The 16,755-nt window shown below is 47.0% G+C and carries 13 protein-coding genes; 1 reads left to right on the top strand and 12 read right to left on the bottom strand.

What is annotated here, in order from left to right:
• Window positions 1-10: 10 nt before the first annotated feature.
• Together ACR1R9_RS03095 and ACR1R9_RS03090 are read right to left on the bottom strand one after the other, a co-directional pair.
• Window positions 11-829 (bottom strand): TerC family protein, encoded by an 819-nt coding sequence (locus ACR1R9_RS03095; RefSeq protein WP_433921785.1) that lies wholly within the window; start codon window positions 827-829, stop codon window positions 11-13.
• A gap of 285 nt (window positions 830-1,114) precedes the next feature.
• Entirely contained in the window at window positions 1,115-1,429 is a 315-nt protein-coding gene (locus ACR1R9_RS03090; RefSeq protein ID WP_175383365.1) for a DUF3817 domain-containing protein, read from the bottom strand.
• Between the two features lie 174 nt (window positions 1,430-1,603).
• Here ACR1R9_RS03090 and ACR1R9_RS03085 point away from each other — a divergent pair, with 174 nt between their 5' ends.
• Window positions 1,604-2,704 carry a glycosyltransferase family 4 protein gene (locus ACR1R9_RS03085; protein ID WP_076287807.1) on the top strand — a complete coding sequence of 367 codons (1,101 nt, stop codon included), beginning with the start codon at window positions 1,604-1,606 and terminating at the stop codon, window positions 2,702-2,704.
• A 23-nt stretch (window positions 2,705-2,727) separates the two neighbouring features.
• On the opposite strand, the gene ACR1R9_RS03080 is transcribed toward ACR1R9_RS03085, so the two are convergent.
• From ACR1R9_RS03080 to ACR1R9_RS03035, 10 genes are all read right to left on the bottom strand, one after another.
• Window positions 2,728-3,090 carry an HIRAN domain-containing protein gene (locus ACR1R9_RS03080; RefSeq protein WP_433921786.1) on the bottom strand — a complete coding sequence of 121 codons (363 nt, stop codon included), beginning with the start codon at window positions 3,088-3,090 and terminating at the stop codon, window positions 2,728-2,730.
• A gap of 44 nt (window positions 3,091-3,134) precedes the next feature.
• Entirely contained in the window at window positions 3,135-4,100 is a 966-nt protein-coding gene (locus ACR1R9_RS03075; protein ID WP_175383367.1) for a helix-turn-helix transcriptional regulator, read from the bottom strand.
• A 272-nt stretch (window positions 4,101-4,372) separates the two neighbouring features.
• The gene (locus ACR1R9_RS03070; protein ID WP_326066143.1) at window positions 4,373-4,891 is read right to left on the bottom strand and encodes a hypothetical protein; all 519 of its coding nucleotides are present in this window, start codon (window positions 4,889-4,891) and stop codon (window positions 4,373-4,375) included.
• A gap of 264 nt (window positions 4,892-5,155) precedes the next feature.
• The gene (locus ACR1R9_RS03065; RefSeq protein ID WP_076287804.1) at window positions 5,156-5,788 is read right to left on the bottom strand and encodes a 50S ribosomal protein L25; all 633 of its coding nucleotides are present in this window, start codon (window positions 5,786-5,788) and stop codon (window positions 5,156-5,158) included.
• Window positions 5,789-6,066: 278 nt separating this feature from the next.
• Window positions 6,067-8,946 carry a type I pullulanase gene (gene pulA, locus ACR1R9_RS03060; protein WP_433921787.1) on the bottom strand — a complete coding sequence of 960 codons (2,880 nt, stop codon included), beginning with the start codon at window positions 8,944-8,946 and terminating at the stop codon, window positions 6,067-6,069.
• A gap of 282 nt (window positions 8,947-9,228) precedes the next feature.
• On the bottom strand, window positions 9,229-11,280 hold the full coding sequence (pulA, locus tag ACR1R9_RS03055) for a type I pullulanase (RefSeq protein ID WP_433921788.1): 2,052 nt from the start codon (window positions 11,278-11,280) through the stop codon (window positions 9,229-9,231).
• Window positions 11,281-11,445: 165 nt separating this feature from the next.
• A complete protein-coding gene (locus ACR1R9_RS03050; RefSeq protein WP_083678768.1) occupies window positions 11,446-12,957 on the bottom strand; it encodes an extracellular solute-binding protein in 1,512 nt (503 codons plus the stop codon).
• Between the two features lie 185 nt (window positions 12,958-13,142).
• Window positions 13,143-14,252, bottom strand: a complete 1,110-nt coding sequence (locus ACR1R9_RS03045; protein WP_433921791.1) for a glycoside hydrolase family 88/105 protein — start codon at window positions 14,250-14,252, stop codon at window positions 13,143-13,145.
• Window positions 14,253-14,275: 23 nt separating this feature from the next.
• Entirely contained in the window at window positions 14,276-15,775 is a 1,500-nt protein-coding gene (locus ACR1R9_RS03040) for an extracellular solute-binding protein (RefSeq protein ID WP_099856847.1), read from the bottom strand.
• Window positions 15,776-15,840: 65 nt separating this feature from the next.
• A complete protein-coding gene (locus ACR1R9_RS03035) occupies window positions 15,841-16,713 on the bottom strand; it encodes a carbohydrate ABC transporter permease (protein ID WP_024633116.1) in 873 nt (290 codons plus the stop codon).
• Window positions 16,714-16,755 lie beyond the last annotated feature (42 nt).

Here is a 16,755-nt window from a genome sequence, read left to right as displayed (position 1 = left end):
TTGTATCTTATCATTTCCCTGCTTGTTTTTCCAATTCTTCCACAGGATTTTCATCTTCTTTTTCAGGCACCTTGGAGGACAGGAACCAACCACATACCGCAATCGTAATCAGCACAATGTAGAAACCAAATTTCCAAATTTTATTTTCCGGGAAATGCTCATCCAGAACGCCCAGTGAAGGATGTGCAAGTGTAATCACAGCCAACTTAACCCCAACCCAGCCAACGATAACGAAGGCTGCAACTTCAAGTCCTGGACGGGAATGAAGCAGTTTAACGAAGAAGGAAGCCGCAAATCTCATGATGACAAGGCCGATAAATCCGCCGAGGAAGATGACGATAAACTGTCCACCGTCAAGTCCGCCGATCGGAGGCAAACCACTTGGTGGCAATGCAACAGCCAGCGCCACAGCTGCGAGAATGGAATCGACCGCGAACGCGATATCTGCCACTTCCACCTTGAATACAGTCATCCAGAAACCAGATTGTTTTTTTGGTTTTTTTGGAGCGGAATCAGCCGCTTCATCTGTTTTGTTTCGGCTACCCAACACCTTTTTGGCAATGTGGTTAATGGAGATGTACAACAGGTACAGGGCACCAATTGCTTGAACCTGCCATACGTCCACGAGGAACGAGATGAGGAATAGTGACCCCAATCGGAAAATGAACGCTCCCATTAAACCATAAAACAACGCCTTTTTGCGTTTATCATCAGGTAAATGCTTAACCATAATGGCAAGAACCAATGCATTATCCGCGGCAAGTAACCCCTCCAGGACTACTAAGACGACAAGAACCCACCCATACTCCAATAATAACGATAACTCCAAATTTTACTCCTCCTTAGTATCCTTATCCTTATGATGTACAAAAAAAAGGACCTTTACCATCGCTGGTAAGGTCCTTTATATTCACGAAAAGAGACCTTTACCCAGCATGAAAACTTGGTAAAGGTCTCGCTAACAACAAAATTGCTGCCAATAAAGCCGGGGATGTAATCCCGAACTGACGACTTTACTGTGAAAGCTACTCCCCTTTAACATCAGGAATATTTAGTTTTAAGTTGAAACAGGTTCAATAATCTGTTCTCATCATATTCATAACGATAAGCAAAGTCAAGCTTTATTTGACTGTCTGCGGTCCAGCTTGCGAAAGACCAGCAAATCATAGATGAAATTACCCAGTGGGATAAACGAGATAAAAAACAAAGCAATTGGACGACGCAAACGCCATTTTTGCGTGGTATACAGACTCACCATAAATAATAAATACATCAGAAATAAAAAGCCATAGATGTTGCCAAACCACGTGACTGCCTTTGGCATGATCCCTGATTCTCTTAATGGAAAAGCAACAAATAACAAAAGTACATATGAAAGCCCCTGCAACCACAACAGCAGTCGAAAGCGGCTGAGTGTTGAATGTAACATTTTTTTCCTCCTGCTTCTAAATACGCGCAACGATTTCATTGCATCCCGTACAGTATATCACAAAAACGAAATTTACCCTCACGCGCAGTTCTACAGGAGCCAAATCCACCCGATGCACATAGGATATATGACCAAGATAGATTGTTGCGAATATGGACAAGGAGGAAACTGTTGATGAAAATAGCCCTGATAGCGCCTGAAAAATTGCCAGTCCCAGGTAACGGATCAGTCGAAATCTGCATCCTCGGCATTGCTCGTGAACTTGCTCTCCGTCACCAGGTGACGATCATAAGCCGTCAGATGCCCGGTCTTGCCATTACAGAGCAAATAGATGGCATAGTGATCCGTCGTGTACCATCAACCAGCCCCAGCGAGTACACGAGGGCAGTGATCCGTTTTCTGAAAATCCAACCCTTCGATCTTATTCAGGTAGACAACAGACCTCATAGTATGGCTTCAATTAAACGCGCTTTCCCTACGTTACCTGTGGTGCTCTATCTTCATTCGTTAACCTTTGCACAACCAGGACCAGCAAGATTAGCGCTGTTAAAAAAAGCGAATTGGATTGCCGTTAATAGTCAATCCCTCAGACAAAGGCTGGGTCGCCGATTCCCATCCTTAAAACGACGGATGGGTGTTGTACCACTGGGCGTGGACCTAAGCCGTTTTTTGCCTGCAGCTAAAGGAGAGCAGCAGCTTCTGCGGAAGCAGTTCGGTATCACAGGGCCATTCTCCATTCTGTATGTAGGCCGACTAATTCCCGGCAAAGGTGTGGATGTACTGATTCGTGCCGTAGCTCTTATTCAGCAGCAGGTATCCGTGCAACTGATCATTGCAGGTAAAGGACCTCCAGTTTACGTCCGCAAGCTGCGACAGCTTATCCGAAAATTAAAGGTTGATGCCACCTTCCGAGGTCAGATCGCCCATGAGCACATTGACCGTTTGTACAGGGCTGTGGACTGCCTGGTGTGTCCTTCCCAACAACATGAGGCCTTCGGGCTGGTTAATGTTGAAGCTATGGCTTCAGGACTACCCGTCATTGCTTCAGACAATGGAGGCATTCGTGAAATCATTGTATCGGGGAGTAATGGATACCTTGTAAGACAGTATCACAACCCCCAAAGTTTCGCTGCTTACCTGTCTAAACTGGCAGACAATCCTTCTCTCGCTCTTTCGCTTGGAGAAGCTGGCCGTGCCAGTGCAGTTGAACAGTTCAGTTGGGCCCGGACAGCCATGCATCTTGAAGCAGCCTATACAAAACTTATCCGAGGATAAATCTTGTATAGGCTGTACTTTTGTTAAGCTTTTTCACGTGACTGCCAGTCTGCAATAAAGCTATCCATATGCGGAACAGGAACATACATCATTTCAATTAACTCCACAATAATCATATCTTTCATGGCAAATCTCACCTTAGCGCATGTTTGTTGGCGGAAAGCATCATAAATTCCCGAGCCAGTCCAGCAGCCGTGAGGAGCGAGCAGTGGATTATTAACAATATATCCAACCGTCCCAATGGGGGGAACTACTACCTTGATGGCTCGAGAGTCTAACCGATTGTCGGGGTCTTTGACCAGAAACAGGAAATCGCCTACGTTTAAAGCTTCTACACCATGATAATGCTCCATTCCATACATGGCTGCAAATAATTTGGTACTCATCACAAAAGCTCCTTTTACACATTTTTAAATTTAGTTGGGTTGAATTATTGATCTTCCTCATAATGTTTCATCCACTCTATGAGTTGTTCACGAATTTCTTTACGATATTCGCGGGGTTCAAGGACCTCCGCTTCGGGGCCAAATTGATATAACCATTTCAGGAATTCACGACTACTGTTCAGCGTAACTTCAAATAACAATCCGCCATCAGGCGTATCTGTCATTCGTGGACGAACAAACATTTCTTCTTCTTTTATGTAGGGGGCCACTTTCTCAGTGAATCTTACTTTGAAATGGATAAGTTTATCCCCACGATCAATGGACCATGTGTTTTTCATGAACTGCGTTATGTTGAAATCACCCATAACAAAATGGGTATTGGTCTGTATAACGTCCAGAAAGCGACTGATCCGAAACAAACGGACTTTCTGCAGCAAGTGGCAATAACCAATCAAGTAGAAACGCTGATCGCGCGGAATGAGGTAATAGGGGTCAATGTCGCGGACCGTTATTTCATTTTTCGTAAGCGTGTGATATTGGGTTCGAATCGTTTGTTGATCCAGAATGGCTTCAATGACCGGGATAAGCAAGTTGGGATACTTCCCTTCTTCCCGATATGCAGGTGTACCCATACGAATAATGCCTGCAATATTTTCTACAATGTCACTGTTTCTCGATTTCATTTTCGTATGGGCTGTCATCACCTTGTCAAAGGCTGAATCAAATTCAGCCGGGAGTTGCGAAGTATCCACCACGGATGGAAGCATGGAGAATACTATCGCTTCCTGTTCGGTAAAATCCAGAGGATACATGGCAAATTCACCAATGAACCGATACCCCTTGCCATAACCTTCATTCATGATAGGGGCAACCCTGTCCAAAATTCGGAGATCGCGATAAATCGTGCGCACAGTTGTACCGCATTTCAACGCCAATTCTTTGGCGGAAATTCCGGGATTCGCTTGTATAGCCTGAAGTATACGCAGAAGACGAATTAATTTCTCTGTCATGTAGTTTCTCCCCTTCGATATTTTATCGGCAAGGAAAACTAGTTCCTTTAGTCCGGTACTAAATCTTTAGTCCCAAACTTATTTTCGCAATTTCACCTTATGTATATAGTTCAATCGCACTTATTCGGCTTATTAAATATACATTCTCTTACTTGCTTGCGTAAAATATTAACCTCAAGTCCTTATACCTACGCCTGATAGCCTATTTAGCATTCAAAAAAAATAAAAAAAAGTCTTGTCTCTTGGACCAGAGACAAGACTTTTTCGCTTGTTTATTTGTGCAATTGCAATAATTTAGTCAGCACATTGACCATATGATCGCACAGATCAGGGATATCTCCCATCTGATCTTCATTCACACTGCGGTCAAAATGTACTTCAGCTGTGATTGCATAAGTTGCTGGCTGATCTTCAAATATATAATGAATATGCTGCAATTTTCGTTGTTCCGGCCAGCTCTCTTGTAATATGGAGCTAATTGCAGGACATTGAGTCTCAGGCTCCCTAACAACCATTCTGAACCGCAACCGCAAACGGCAACCTGGTAGAACTCCTGGTGTCTCCAGAATCTCAGCCGCGAGATCCTCAAGCGATGTGTTCAGTACCACTTCGCCTGTTACGTCAGGGCAATCTCGCAGGCAGAATTGCAGCACCAACTCTCTGGACATACGGGCCAACTCAAGCTGATCCTTCCGATCCGTTATGGAAATAAGTTCATCCAAATTATCGAGATCATATAGGTAATTTTCGAAGCCTACTTTCAAATTGTCATAAATCGTCGGATCAAACATGTTGTGAAACCTGCTTTCTTATGCAAATTATTCCGAAGTGAATTGTTGCTGCTCCGAATCATAGTATACTGTAACGTTGTTTCACGCAAACAGCTCCCCGTCATCATACCGAATAACGCGACTATGTAGCAATCTTTCATAAGTCAAAACGACATTCATTATCGCGCATCTCCTGCGACTCCACTTGTCCATTTCCAATATAAAAAAGCCCGGTCGTGATGACCGGGCTTGGTTGAGATACAGAATAATAAATATTCTAACTCCCTATTCTTCTTTAGCTGGTTCTTCTGGTGCTGCCGGTGCTGCTTCATCAGCAGAAGCCGTAGGCTCTTCCTCAGCCGCTTGTGGCGGCATCACGGAAGCGATGATGGAATCACCAGACGTCACCAGAGTCAGACCTTTATCGAGCTTGATATCTCCAGCTGTCAAACGATCACCAATTTCCAGTCCGCTAACATCCACCTCAATGGAGGTTGGCAGATCAGCCGGAAGTCCTTCGACCTCCAGTTGAGTTTCCTGTGTCTGGAACACACCGCCTGCCTTGGAGCCGGCTGCGGTACCTTGGAAGTCGATCGATACACTAACGCTGATCGGTTTATTCTTCGAAATTTGCAGGAAGTCCACGTGCAGCAGACGTCCGTTGCGTTCCTGCTGATCCTTGATCAGCACTGGAACCGTTTTGCCACCCTCAAGATTGAGGTTGAACATCTCGGAGCGACCTGTACGTGCTACTTTCAGCACTTCTTTTTCATCTACATGTATCGCGGCACCTTCTAATCCCGGGCCATAAACGACAGCCGGAACACGTCCGCCTTGTCTTAACAGGCGCAATGCTGCACCTTTCTTTTCAGTTCTTGGTGTTGCCGTAAGTTGAGCCATTTTTCCGTTGGATTTCATGATTGAACATCCTCCTTCAAGGGATCCTTACTTATATTTGTTAGGAAGCCGTAAGCTTCTCTTTTAGACCAGAATGGCCTTTTCGTGCGTGGCCGAATCTGGGGCCATATCTATATTTACCCCAATGAAAGACCATCTCAAACACTAACATGTGCAGTTTTTTTATTTTTCTGGTGAAAAAGGTTCTTTCTAATGAACAAAAAAGCAGCCGGAATACCTTCCGACCGCTTGTTAAGCCTATACTTTTCAACCTTTGTATGAAGTTATAACTTAGCCAGCTATGCGCTGTTACGATCATCCTCATCATCACTTTCACGGATAACCTGCATTTGATCCGACCCACTGTGAACGATAATGTGCACATCTCCGTCTTCAGGACCGATATCAACATAACGATCTCCGCATGTATCTTTGGCTTCCCATTCATTCAACCGAATAATTAAGCCTAGATGATGCAGTCCTGCAGCCACCCGAAAACGGGCTTCTGCTGCATTACCCACTCGCTCAAATGGGACAGCTCCATCCTCCATGCCTGTGCCCCATACCCAGACGTCCCATCCCTCATAATGCTGATCTTCCCGTTCATATCGGAGAGTGACAATTCGCGAAATTGGTTTGTGGATTTTGACATTCAGCGATGCCTGAATCCCTCCAGCCTCCGCGGTAATCTGGGCAGACCCTGGTGTTAAAGCACGCACAATTCCTGCTGTACTAACCACTGCATGATCCACCTTAGACGAGCTCCACCGTATATTCATACCTTGCAGAGGCTGGCCGAATTGATCCAGAACCAAGGCGCGGAATCGACTGACACGTGTCGTGTACATTACAGATTCCCCAATAATTTCAATTCGTTCCGGATGGAGGTGATCAACCTGCAGCGTACACTCTGTGGTAATCGTGCCACATTGGACGCTGATCGTGGCTTCCCCAATCTCCCCCATATGAATTGTCCCATCGGATTGAATCGCAATAATCTGTGGGTTCGAAGAGCTCCAGGTCACAGATGCATTTTCCACTACATTACCAAAACGGTCTCTGACTGATGCTCGCAAACCAGCAATCTCTCCGGCACTGTACACAAGACGCGGCGAATGAATCTCAATCACAGCCGGTTCAGTACCACCAGCATATTCCGTGTCGTATAGTACCATTAACGACCACCGTTCTACCATTGCGTTCCCGCTCACCGTCTCAATGAGGTCTGTACCTGCTTGGTGATCATTCACAACAATATGCCAATCACCCTCCGGCAGACTCACTTGCTGCTGCTGACCCGTTCCGTTGTAGATTACCACGATCTGATTCCAGGTATCCTGATTCGCTCCGTGATCCAGTGTAAATGCAACCACATTTCCTTCTGCTCGCATCATGCGAAGATGATTCCTTACCTGTTCGGCGTTAATCATTCGAAAGGCCGGATGTGTGCGACGCAGATGAATCAAGCCACGATAATAGTCAAAAACAGGTCTGAATCGAGCTTTGTTAGCCCAAGTGATCGTATTCACGGCGTCCCCGCTGCGATAACTATTGTGATCTCCTGCTTTGGATCTCAGCATCTCATCTCCTGCATGAAGAAATGGAATACCCTGTGAGGTAAGCAAAATCCCTGTTGAGAGCAAGGAACGTCGAACCATCTCATGATCAAGTACATCATCCGCATCGACATAACGATAAGGGTCCGCCGCTTTAACCGCCGATTCTGCACTGCCTCCTTCTACAGGCTGCCCGTCTCTCCATACCGGGTAACCGAGATCATGCCTGAGGTACATCGTTGTTGCGATTTTGTCCCATAAGTTGAGATTATCATGTGCCGTTACATAATTGACGGATTCCACTGGTGAAGATGTGAAATCATCTAGCGCTCCGGCTACACCCATGGCTATTTCGTACTCCTTACCGTCTGCTCCGGTAACAAAACCTTTGCCGATCCCATCACTATCCCCTTTGATAGCACTGCGGAAATGATCGTTAAATACAGCAAATCCCTGACCGCGTTGTGTTCCTTTTAACGTTTTCCGATCCAGAGGTGAATCTCCGCCTGTCCACGGCTCCCCGTAGATCAGAAAAGCCGGATCAATCTGTTCTCTCAGCTCGCGGGTCACTTCGTTCATCGTGTCTGTATCAATCAGCCCCATGAGGTCGAAGCGAAACCCGTCCACATGATATTCCTCTGCCCAATACAGGAGAGAGTCCAAAATATATTTTCGCACCATAGGGCGCTCCGTAGCCAGTTCATTGCCTACACCCGAACCATTGCTAAATTTGCCATCCTCACGGTAACGGTAATAATAACTTGGTACAATCCGTTCAAAAGGTCCATCATCCACGCTGTACGTATGGTTATAAACCACATCAAGCACAACACGAATGCCTTGTCGGTGCAAGGAATGAATGAGCGCCTTGAATTCCCTGATTCGAATCGCAGGATCACGCGGATTGGTCGCATAGGAACCTTCCGGCACGTTATAGTGCTGCGGATCATAACCCCAGTTGTATGGCAATTTGGCATTCGAGCCGACGTCCGTTGTCACTGCCAATTCATCAACCGTCTGATAATCCGCTACAGGCAGAAGATGTACATGCGTGATGCCGAGTTCGACAAGATGATCTACACCGATGGAATTGCCATCTCTGTCCGTCAACCCGGAAGCCGTAAATGCCAAATATTTGCCCTTATATGGAATATCAGCATGGGGGTCGGAGGAGAAGTCTCGCACATGTAATTCATATAGAACTGCATCTGCCGGACGCAGAAATACGGGCTTCACATCCTCTTCCCAATCCACTGGATTGGTTGTATCCAGGTCAATGATGGCTGTTCGCTGTCCATTCGCCGATACAGCACGAGCGTAAGGATCGGGTGCCACTGCAATATGTTGATCATCATGGGTAATGTGATACATATAATAATGTCCGGCCCAATCCCCTTCAAGCTGTACACTCCATATTCCATCCGAATCACGGGTCATCGACCGTTTCTGTCCGTCATCATGTTCGGTTACTTTACCAGTTGTATCATAATGTCCCTCATTATCAAAAATGAGTAATGAAACCTGCTGAGCTGTAGGTGCCCACAGCTTGAATGTGCTTGCTGTACGCGTATATGTTAAGCCAAGATCGTTGCCTTCATAACGAAAAGATGTCCATTCCGGCATCGTTCCCACCGCCTTTATATCCATTGATTTCGTGTTGTCCCGATGTTACGGAGCGAGACGTCATTTGTCAACCCGGGGTTGTCTGTACTCAACATATCGGTTGAGCAGAGGCTTTCAATTAGCATATTGAATGTAAAGTAAATCCTCACAGCAATCGCTTTCAAGATACAGCATATGTAAACAAGCGCCATAGATTGACAGCATTTGTACCTGTCCTGATGAAAAAAAGATGGTAAAAAGAAAAACACCCTCGCTCCACAATGGAGAAAGGGTGCAATAAGTTCACTCACCTGAATACATAACGGTCATGGATATAGCGGGAACACTAACCTGACCGTCTTTGGCTGTACGCAGCGTCTCGATGCCAGCCTGCCCCTGCTCTACAACCACATTCCATGTACCTGAAGAAACGGAGATTGTACGGGTTTCTTTGGAAGCATTGTAGATAATGATTATCCGTCCCCATGAATCTCCCACAGACGTTCCTGCCAGTTCATAGGACAACAGCCCTTTTCCTTTTTCAAGCAATCGAACATGGAGCTCAATCTCTTCCCGGGTGCGAAGACGAAAAGCAGGATGCTCGCGCCGAAGACGGATCAGGCCACGATAATAATCATAAACAGGCTTAAACTGCTGCTTTTGCTCCCACCGAATGGCATTGACTGAATCTCCACTCTCATGACTGTTGGCATCGCCAAATTTACTTCGCAGAAGTTCATCTCCAGCCGCAAGCAATGGGACCCCCTGGGAAGTCAATACGATGCCATTAGCAAGCAGACAGCGCCGGACCGTTTCGTTCTCCAGTATGCGATCCGGGTCAACGTGCAAATACGGCTTCGCCTGCTGTACAGCCTCTTCCACGTTGGCGCTGCCTTTCACACGACCCTCCTCGCTATAGGTGATAAATCCCAGCGTATCGTGCAATCCTTGTGTCTGGGCGACTTTGTCCCACAGGTTGAGATTATCATGTACAGTTACATAATTAATCGTTTCAGATGGGCCAGCGGTAAAATCGGTAATGGCTCCCCTTATGCCTGTCCAAATATCGTCTTCTTTTCCCTCCGCTCCTGTAGCAAAACCGGTTCCCGTTCCATCACTATCCCCTTTGATCGCTCCACGGAGGTTATCATTAAATACAGCAAATCCAGCTTCACGCTGTGCTCCCTTAAGTGTCATTTGATCTCCAAGGGGTGATTCCAGCGCACCCCAAGGTTCACCGTATAAGAGAATGGATGGAGAAACCTCGGCATGCAGTTCTGCTGCGAGCTCTTTCATCGTTGTCGTGTCGATCAGACCCATCAGGTCAAAACGAAACCCGTCCACATGGTATTCCTCTGCCCAGTATCGTACGGAATCGATAATGAACTTGCGCACCATCGGGCGCTCAGTTGCCACTTCATTGCCTGTACCTGATCCATTGCTGTACGTGCCATCCGGATTCTGACGGTAGTAATACCCTGGAACAAGCTTCTCAAATGAACTGGCTGCCGTATCAAACGTATGATTGTACACCACATCCATAATGACTCCGATACCCTTCTCATGAAGGGCGAGCACCATCGATTTGAGCTCTCGAATTCTTGTCTCCGGTTCATCTGCACGGGATGCATAGGAGCCTTCTGGAACGTTGTAGTGGAGCGGATCATAGCCCCAGTTATAACGTGAGCAATCGGAAGTCCCGTCATCTGCCTTCGATTCGTCCACTGTCGCAAAATCAAAAACCGGTAGCAGATGTACATGAGTAATTCCCAGCTCAGCCAAATGATCGATCCCCAGTGTATTCCCGTTGGAATCGCGCAGACCTGTCTCGGTAAAAGCCAGATACTTTCCTTTGTGCCTCATGCTGGATGACTCATGGATCGAGAAATCGCGCACATGCAGCTCATATAAGACCGCATCTACCGGGCTCGCCAGTTCTGGACGAATATCCTCATTCCAGCCATTCGGGTGGGTCTGTTCCAGTCTGACGATGACTCCCATTTCTCCATTCATGGTCACAGCTCGTGCATAGGGATCAACCGCTATCTCCTGCCGTCCGTCCTCAAAGGTGGCTCTGTACATATAACGATAACCGTTCCACTCACCTTCGAGTTTCAGGGTCCAGATGCCCTGATCCTGCTTGTTCATAGGTATTTCTTTCTGTTCGTCCTTATTCTTCTGTTCATTGGGACTTCCCCCTGTTGAAGGCGGGGATAACAGCACATCTACCTGCTTTGCGGTAGGTGCCCACACTTTGAAACTACAGGCTTGTGGTTCCATCGTGACACCCAGATCTCTTCCTTGGTATGTATCTACTACGTTTAATACGTCTAACTTGTGATGGTCATCAATCATGCTGTATATTCCCCTCTCGATGAGCAATAAAATGGATGTGAACAAATACTCCTTACCTTTTATACCCCTTCTGTTACCTAACCATAATCTCGGGGATGAAAAAGAACTTAAAAAAACAAGCCCTGCTTCACGTCATTTCACGCAAAACACAGCTTGTTCTTCAAATTACTTCCCGTTTAGCTGGGCATAAGACGCTTCAAATTCGGAAATGAGCTGGTCGCCACCGGATTTTCTCCAGTTCGCCACTTCCTGCTCCCAGCCAGCATCATCGATTTTGCCCATAATGTATTTGGTCTGTGCATCCCAGATCATCTGGTCCAGCTCCTGGCCACGCTCAGTATAGATGGCAGAAGACAAGGTCAGCGCCGGATTTGGAATGGCATACTGCTCATTTTCACGTGCCATCTTCGTTCCCTTCATACCGATTGGTACATCGACAAGCTCAGGTACGTTATAACCTTCAACGCTTAGCAGATTGTCACGATAAGGCTTCACTTCACGCTGGTATCCGTCGAAGTCCTTGAACTCGGTCTTGCCATCCGAAGTCTTCGTATAGTGCACATCTTCCAGACCTCGCAGCTGAAGTGTACTCAGTGGTTCATCCATCAGTTGATCCAGGAACGTCAGCACCTGTTTTAACTGTTCTTCGTCCGGTACGGAAGCTTTGGGAATGACAAGCATCCCATAGTTCCCCGGTTCCCCGGCAATTCGAATGCCATCCGGTCCTTGGAACGGGGCCACATCAATCTCGCCATCAGGCACATTTGGTGTCAGCCGTTGCTGGAACGACTTTCCGTTCTGAGCAACACCGTTCAGCTTCATGGCTACGAGACCGGAGTCGATTTTTTTGTCCGCATCGGAAGGGTCCAACGCTGGGAAGTCACTGTTGATCAATCCCTCACTGAATAGACGCTTGAACAGCTTCATCGTATCCACATATTCTGTGGTCAGGAATTCAGGGGTAAGTTTACCCGCATCGTCCACACCCCACTTGTTCACCCCACCAATACTTACGGCGATTCGTGTCAGCGGCGAGGATACGCCTTCATTGTACTTTTTGAACAGTACCGTTCCATACGTGTCCTCCTTGCCATTACCATCAGGATCATCCTTGCGAATGGAGCGCATCACTTCGTACCAGTCATCGAGCGTTTTCGGTACATCCAGCTTCAACTTGTCGAACCAGTCCTTGCGATACACGATGGCTGTACGCCCGATATCGCGGAAGTTGGGTACCCCGTAGACCTTTCCTTCAATCTTGATATTGTCAAAATAAGCCTCGGATTGGGCAGACAGGTTTTTATAATCCTTCAGGTAGGGTCCAATTTCCCAGAACAGCCCCGTTTTGGCTGCGTTAAATGTTGTGGGTACATAATTCACCCGCATAATGGTCGGCATCTCACCCGAAGCTACCATGACATTCACTTTATCATCAAAAGCAGACTGCGGAATCCACTGTACACTGACATCCGTATTCGTATATTCCTCAATCTTTTGTTCAATCCCGTTCTCCTTGGCTGGCACATCACCAACCTGCATCAAAGAAATCGAAATGGGAAGCTTGCCTTCCCCTGCCGCAGGCGCTTTCTCTCCCCCACACCCTGCAAGCAGTCCAGCGGACATTGCACCAACCACGACCAATCCGCCTAAACGAGACATCCGACCTTTTGGACTCATGAACCATCTCTCCTTTAGATAACCAAATTATTCACATTTTGCCTCATTTGATTAAATCGCTACGGGTACACAATATAGACGGACTGAACCGTTCCGATCTATATTGTGCTGATTTGAAGTCGCTCCTTGGATTGATGCAAAATGCCCCATGAATGCGCTATCATAAATAAGTCTGAAGAAAGGAACTAGCGTGTCGCCAGTTCCATTTCCACTCCTGCCAAAATAAATGGAGCTACCGATTTCGGATCATTTATCCGAATGGATTCAGTCACATAATACTCGTATGACCCGTCACGATACGGGGTACCGCCCAGACCTGCCCCACCGTTACACTGCGTCAGGGACAATACATCTTCACGATCCGTTTGCAGCAGATGCAGCAGCAGACCTTGATAACCCTTTTCTGCGATCGCTTTAAACTTGCCACTCAGATAACCCTTACGTACACCCTTCGCTAGTGCATACACAAACATTGAGGTCCCCGATGCCTCCAAATAATTACGCTCACGCCCTGGTTGATCGAGCAAATGAGGCCATAACCCGGACTGTTGGTCCTGTACATGTACAAGTGCATTCGCTACACGTTCGAAAATCCCCACAATCTGACCGCGATGCTCATGATCTACAGGCAGATGATCCAATGTATCCACTACCGCCATCACATACCAGCCCATCGCCCGGCTCCATACATGCGGAGAGCATCCAGTTTCTCCCGAGCTCCAGCGCTGTTCCCTGCTCTCATCCCAGGCATGGTACAGCAGACCGCTGCGTGGATCACGTGTACGTTTCTCCACCAGCAGCAGCTGTAATGCCGCTTTGTCAAACCACTTCTCCTCGCCAGTAACCGCACCATATTGCGTGAGAAACGGCGTTGCCATATACAGCCCATCCAGCCACATCTGGAACGGATAGATTTTCTTGTGCCAGAATCCGCCTTCACTCGTACGAGGCTGTCCCTTAAGCTGTACCATGAGCAAATCTGCGGCTTTACGGTATTTCTCTTCACCCGTTTTGTCCAGCAACATGAACAGCGATTTCCCCTGGTTAATCTGGTCCAGGTTATATTCCTCGACTGCATAGGAGCGAATCGAGCCATCTTCCAGAATGAAATTATCCATCAGTTCACGGATGTAGTCGAAATATTTCTGTTCTCCGGTATGGGTGTACAGCTCTTCCAGCGCTTTCAGCAGACAACCATTTTCATAATGCCAGGTCGGATACAGCTCATGATTGCGATAACTTTCCATGAACTGTTCAGCCATCCGTACCGGTGTGAATTGCAGGGTTTCTTTCATGATGTTCCTCCGCTTCCGGCTTTTTATTTAGCCTGTTTTTTGTAGTCTTCGGCATATTCCTCACGAATTTTGGTACCGCCCGCATTGCCCCAATTCTCGATTTCCTGTTTCCAGCCATTTTCATCGATTTTGCCCATAATATATTTGGTCTGCGCATCTGCAATCATCTGATCCAGATCTGCCCCACGGTCGCCATAAGTAGACGAATACAAGGTTAATGCAGGGTTTGGCACAGCATGTTCCGCCAGCTCTTTGGCAAGTTCCGTACCCTTCTCACCGAGTTCGGTATCTTTCAATTTCGGCACATTGTATCCTTCCACGTAAGGCAAGTTATCACGATATGGCTTCACTTCACGCTGGAATGCATCGAAGTCGCTCATCTCCACTTGGTCTTCGCCAGCCTTCTTGTAATGTTTGTCTTCAATGCCACGCATCAGCAGCGTCGCCATCTCCGGGTCCATTAATTTATCCAGGAAAGACAACAGGTTTTTCAACTCGTCTTCCGATTTCACCGTCGCTTTCGGAAAAGCCAGAATACCGGAGTTACCCGTCTGCCCCGCTACACGGTCGCCACTCACACCAAGCAAACCTGCAATGTCTACTACGCCATCCGGGTCGTTCTTGGACAGACGCTCTTGCTGGCTCTTCCCGTTCTGGGCGACACCGATACGCATGCCGACAACGCCTGTATCATATTTCTTCTCCGCTTCTGTGGAATCAAATACAGCAAAGTCCTGATTCAGCAATTTCTCGCTATACAATCGTTTCAGCAAATCCAGCACCTGCATATATTCCGGTGTCATGAATTCCGGCGTAAAACTGCCGTCATCTTCCACCTTCCACTTGTTTGGTGCACCAAAACTTACGCCAAGACGTGTAGTGAAGGAATATTGATCCTCGTTATACTTTTTGAAAAGCATTAGTCCAAACGTATTATCCTGACCGTCTCCATCCGGATCGGAGGTCGCCAGCGTTTTGATCGTTTCATACCATTCATCCGGTGTCGTTGGTACCTTGAGATTCAACTTATCAAACCAGTCTTTACGGTAAATCACCGTTGCTCGGGCAATATCAGAGAATACGGGTACCCCGTAGATTTTGCCTTCCACCTTGATATTGTCGAAGAAACGCTCGTTCTGTGCAGACAGATTTTTATAATCCTTCAACAAAGGCCCAACTTCCCAGAATACATCGTTACGCATCGCACTGGTTACGGTTGGGTTATACTGCACTTTCACAATTTTGGGCATATCGCTGGATGCGATCATGACATTAATTTTGTCATTGTAAGCCGAAGCCGGAATCCATTGAATGTCCAGTTTGGTGTTCGTATACGCCTCGATCTTTTGCTGAACCTCATTACCTTTGCTCGGTACGTCGCCCACCTGTGCTATTGCAATGGACACGTTCTGCACGCCGCCCTCAGCAGCCTGACCTTCATCCGATCCGCATCCTGCCAGCAGGCCTGTTACCAATGCCAATGTGCTTAAGACAGCTACGGCTTTCTTTTTTGTTGCTTTCATTAAACGAAAACCTCCCCTTTTTTATACAGTCATGAACCCGTTCTGATGTACAATCATGCGTAATTTCAACCTTTTACCGATCCCAGCATCACTCCTTTGGCAAAGTGCTTTTGCAGGAACGGGTATACCAGCATGATTGGAATCGTGGAGAACACGATAACGGCCATACGAATGGTAAGCGGCTGAATCTCGGTCTCTTCGATACTGGTATCCCCGATCCTACTCTGAGCCAGGATGACAATTTCACGCAGCCATACCTGCACAGGCCACTTTTCACTATCGTTGATATAGATTACGGCGTTGAAGAAGCTGTTCCAGTGAGCCACCGCGTAAAAGAGAGAGAAGGTAGCCATTGCTGGCATCGACAAAGGAAGCACAATTCGGAACAATACGCCCACATCGTTACATCCATCAATTTTGGCGGCATCCTCGAGTTCATCCGGAATGGCTTGGAAAAAGTTCTTAAGTACGATCAGGTTGAATGCACTAATCGCGGTAGGCAGCATCAAAGACCATAATGTATCCGTCAGGTGCAATGATTTTACGACAAAGTAGGTTGGGATCATTCCGCCGCTGAACAGCATGGTGAACAGTACCCCCAGCAAGATCGGCTGACGTCCACGCAAGTATCTTCTGGAGAGCGGATACGCCATCAGCGACGTGAACAGCAGGTTAAGCAGTGTTCCGATGACGGTGATGTAGATTGATACACCCAGACTGCGAATCAATGTGTCTGTAGAGAAAATATAACGGTAAGCAGCGAGGGAGAATTCTTTCGGAAAAAGAATGAATCCTCCCTTGGCCACTTCATGCGGACTCGTAAACGAGACGGCCAAAATATAAATGAACGGGATAACGGTCACGATTCCGATCAAAAGCAGAAAGCCATGATTGAGGATATCAAAAATCCGGTTGCCCCACGTTTTATCCTGTTGCATCTTAATGTTCACTCCTGTCTGGTGAAGAACGTCTGCTGCCAA

The sequence above is a fragment of the Paenibacillus taichungensis genome (assembly GCF_050994985.1).
Classification (GTDB): Bacteria; Bacillota; Bacilli; order Paenibacillales; family Paenibacillaceae; genus Paenibacillus; species Paenibacillus taichungensis.
This window is presented reverse-complemented; position numbering and strand designations above follow the sequence as displayed.

Bases quoted from the DNA above. Each gene is read 5' to 3' on its own strand.
- ACR1R9_RS03090 (WP_175383365.1), bottom strand. From the start codon at position 1,429: ATGTTACATTCAACACTCAGCCGCTTTCGACTGCTGTTGTGGTTGCAG.
- ACR1R9_RS03085 (WP_076287807.1), top strand. From the start codon at position 1,604: ATGAAAATAGCCCTGATAGCGCCTGAAAAATTGCCAGTCCCAGGTAAC.
- ACR1R9_RS03080 (WP_433921786.1), bottom strand. From the start codon at position 3,090: ATGAGTACCAAATTATTTGCAGCCATGTATGGAATGGAGCATTATCAT.
- ACR1R9_RS03075 (WP_175383367.1), bottom strand. From the start codon at position 4,100: ATGACAGAGAAATTAATTCGTCTTCTGCGTATACTTCAGGCTATACAA.
- ACR1R9_RS03070 (WP_326066143.1), bottom strand. From the start codon at position 4,891: ATGTTTGATCCGACGATTTATGACAATTTGAAAGTAGGCTTCGAAAAT.
- ACR1R9_RS03065 (WP_076287804.1), bottom strand. From the start codon at position 5,788: ATGAAATCCAACGGAAAAATGGCTCAACTTACGGCAACACCAAGAACT.
- pulA (WP_433921787.1), bottom strand. From the start codon at position 8,946: ATGCCGGAATGGACATCTTTTCGTTATGAAGGCAACGATCTTGGCTTA.
- pulA (WP_433921788.1), bottom strand. From the start codon at position 11,280: ATGATTGATGACCATCACAAGTTAGACGTATTAAACGTAGTAGATACA.
- ACR1R9_RS03050 (WP_083678768.1), bottom strand. From the start codon at position 12,957: ATGAGTCCAAAAGGTCGGATGTCTCGTTTAGGCGGATTGGTCGTGGTT.
- ACR1R9_RS03045 (WP_433921791.1), bottom strand. From the start codon at position 14,252: ATGAAAGAAACCCTGCAATTCACACCGGTACGGATGGCTGAACAGTTC.
- ACR1R9_RS03040 (WP_099856847.1), bottom strand. From the start codon at position 15,775: ATGAAAGCAACAAAAAAGAAAGCCGTAGCTGTCTTAAGCACATTGGCA.
- ACR1R9_RS03035 (WP_024633116.1), bottom strand. From the start codon at position 16,713: ATGCAACAGGATAAAACGTGGGGCAACCGGATTTTTGATATCCTCAAT.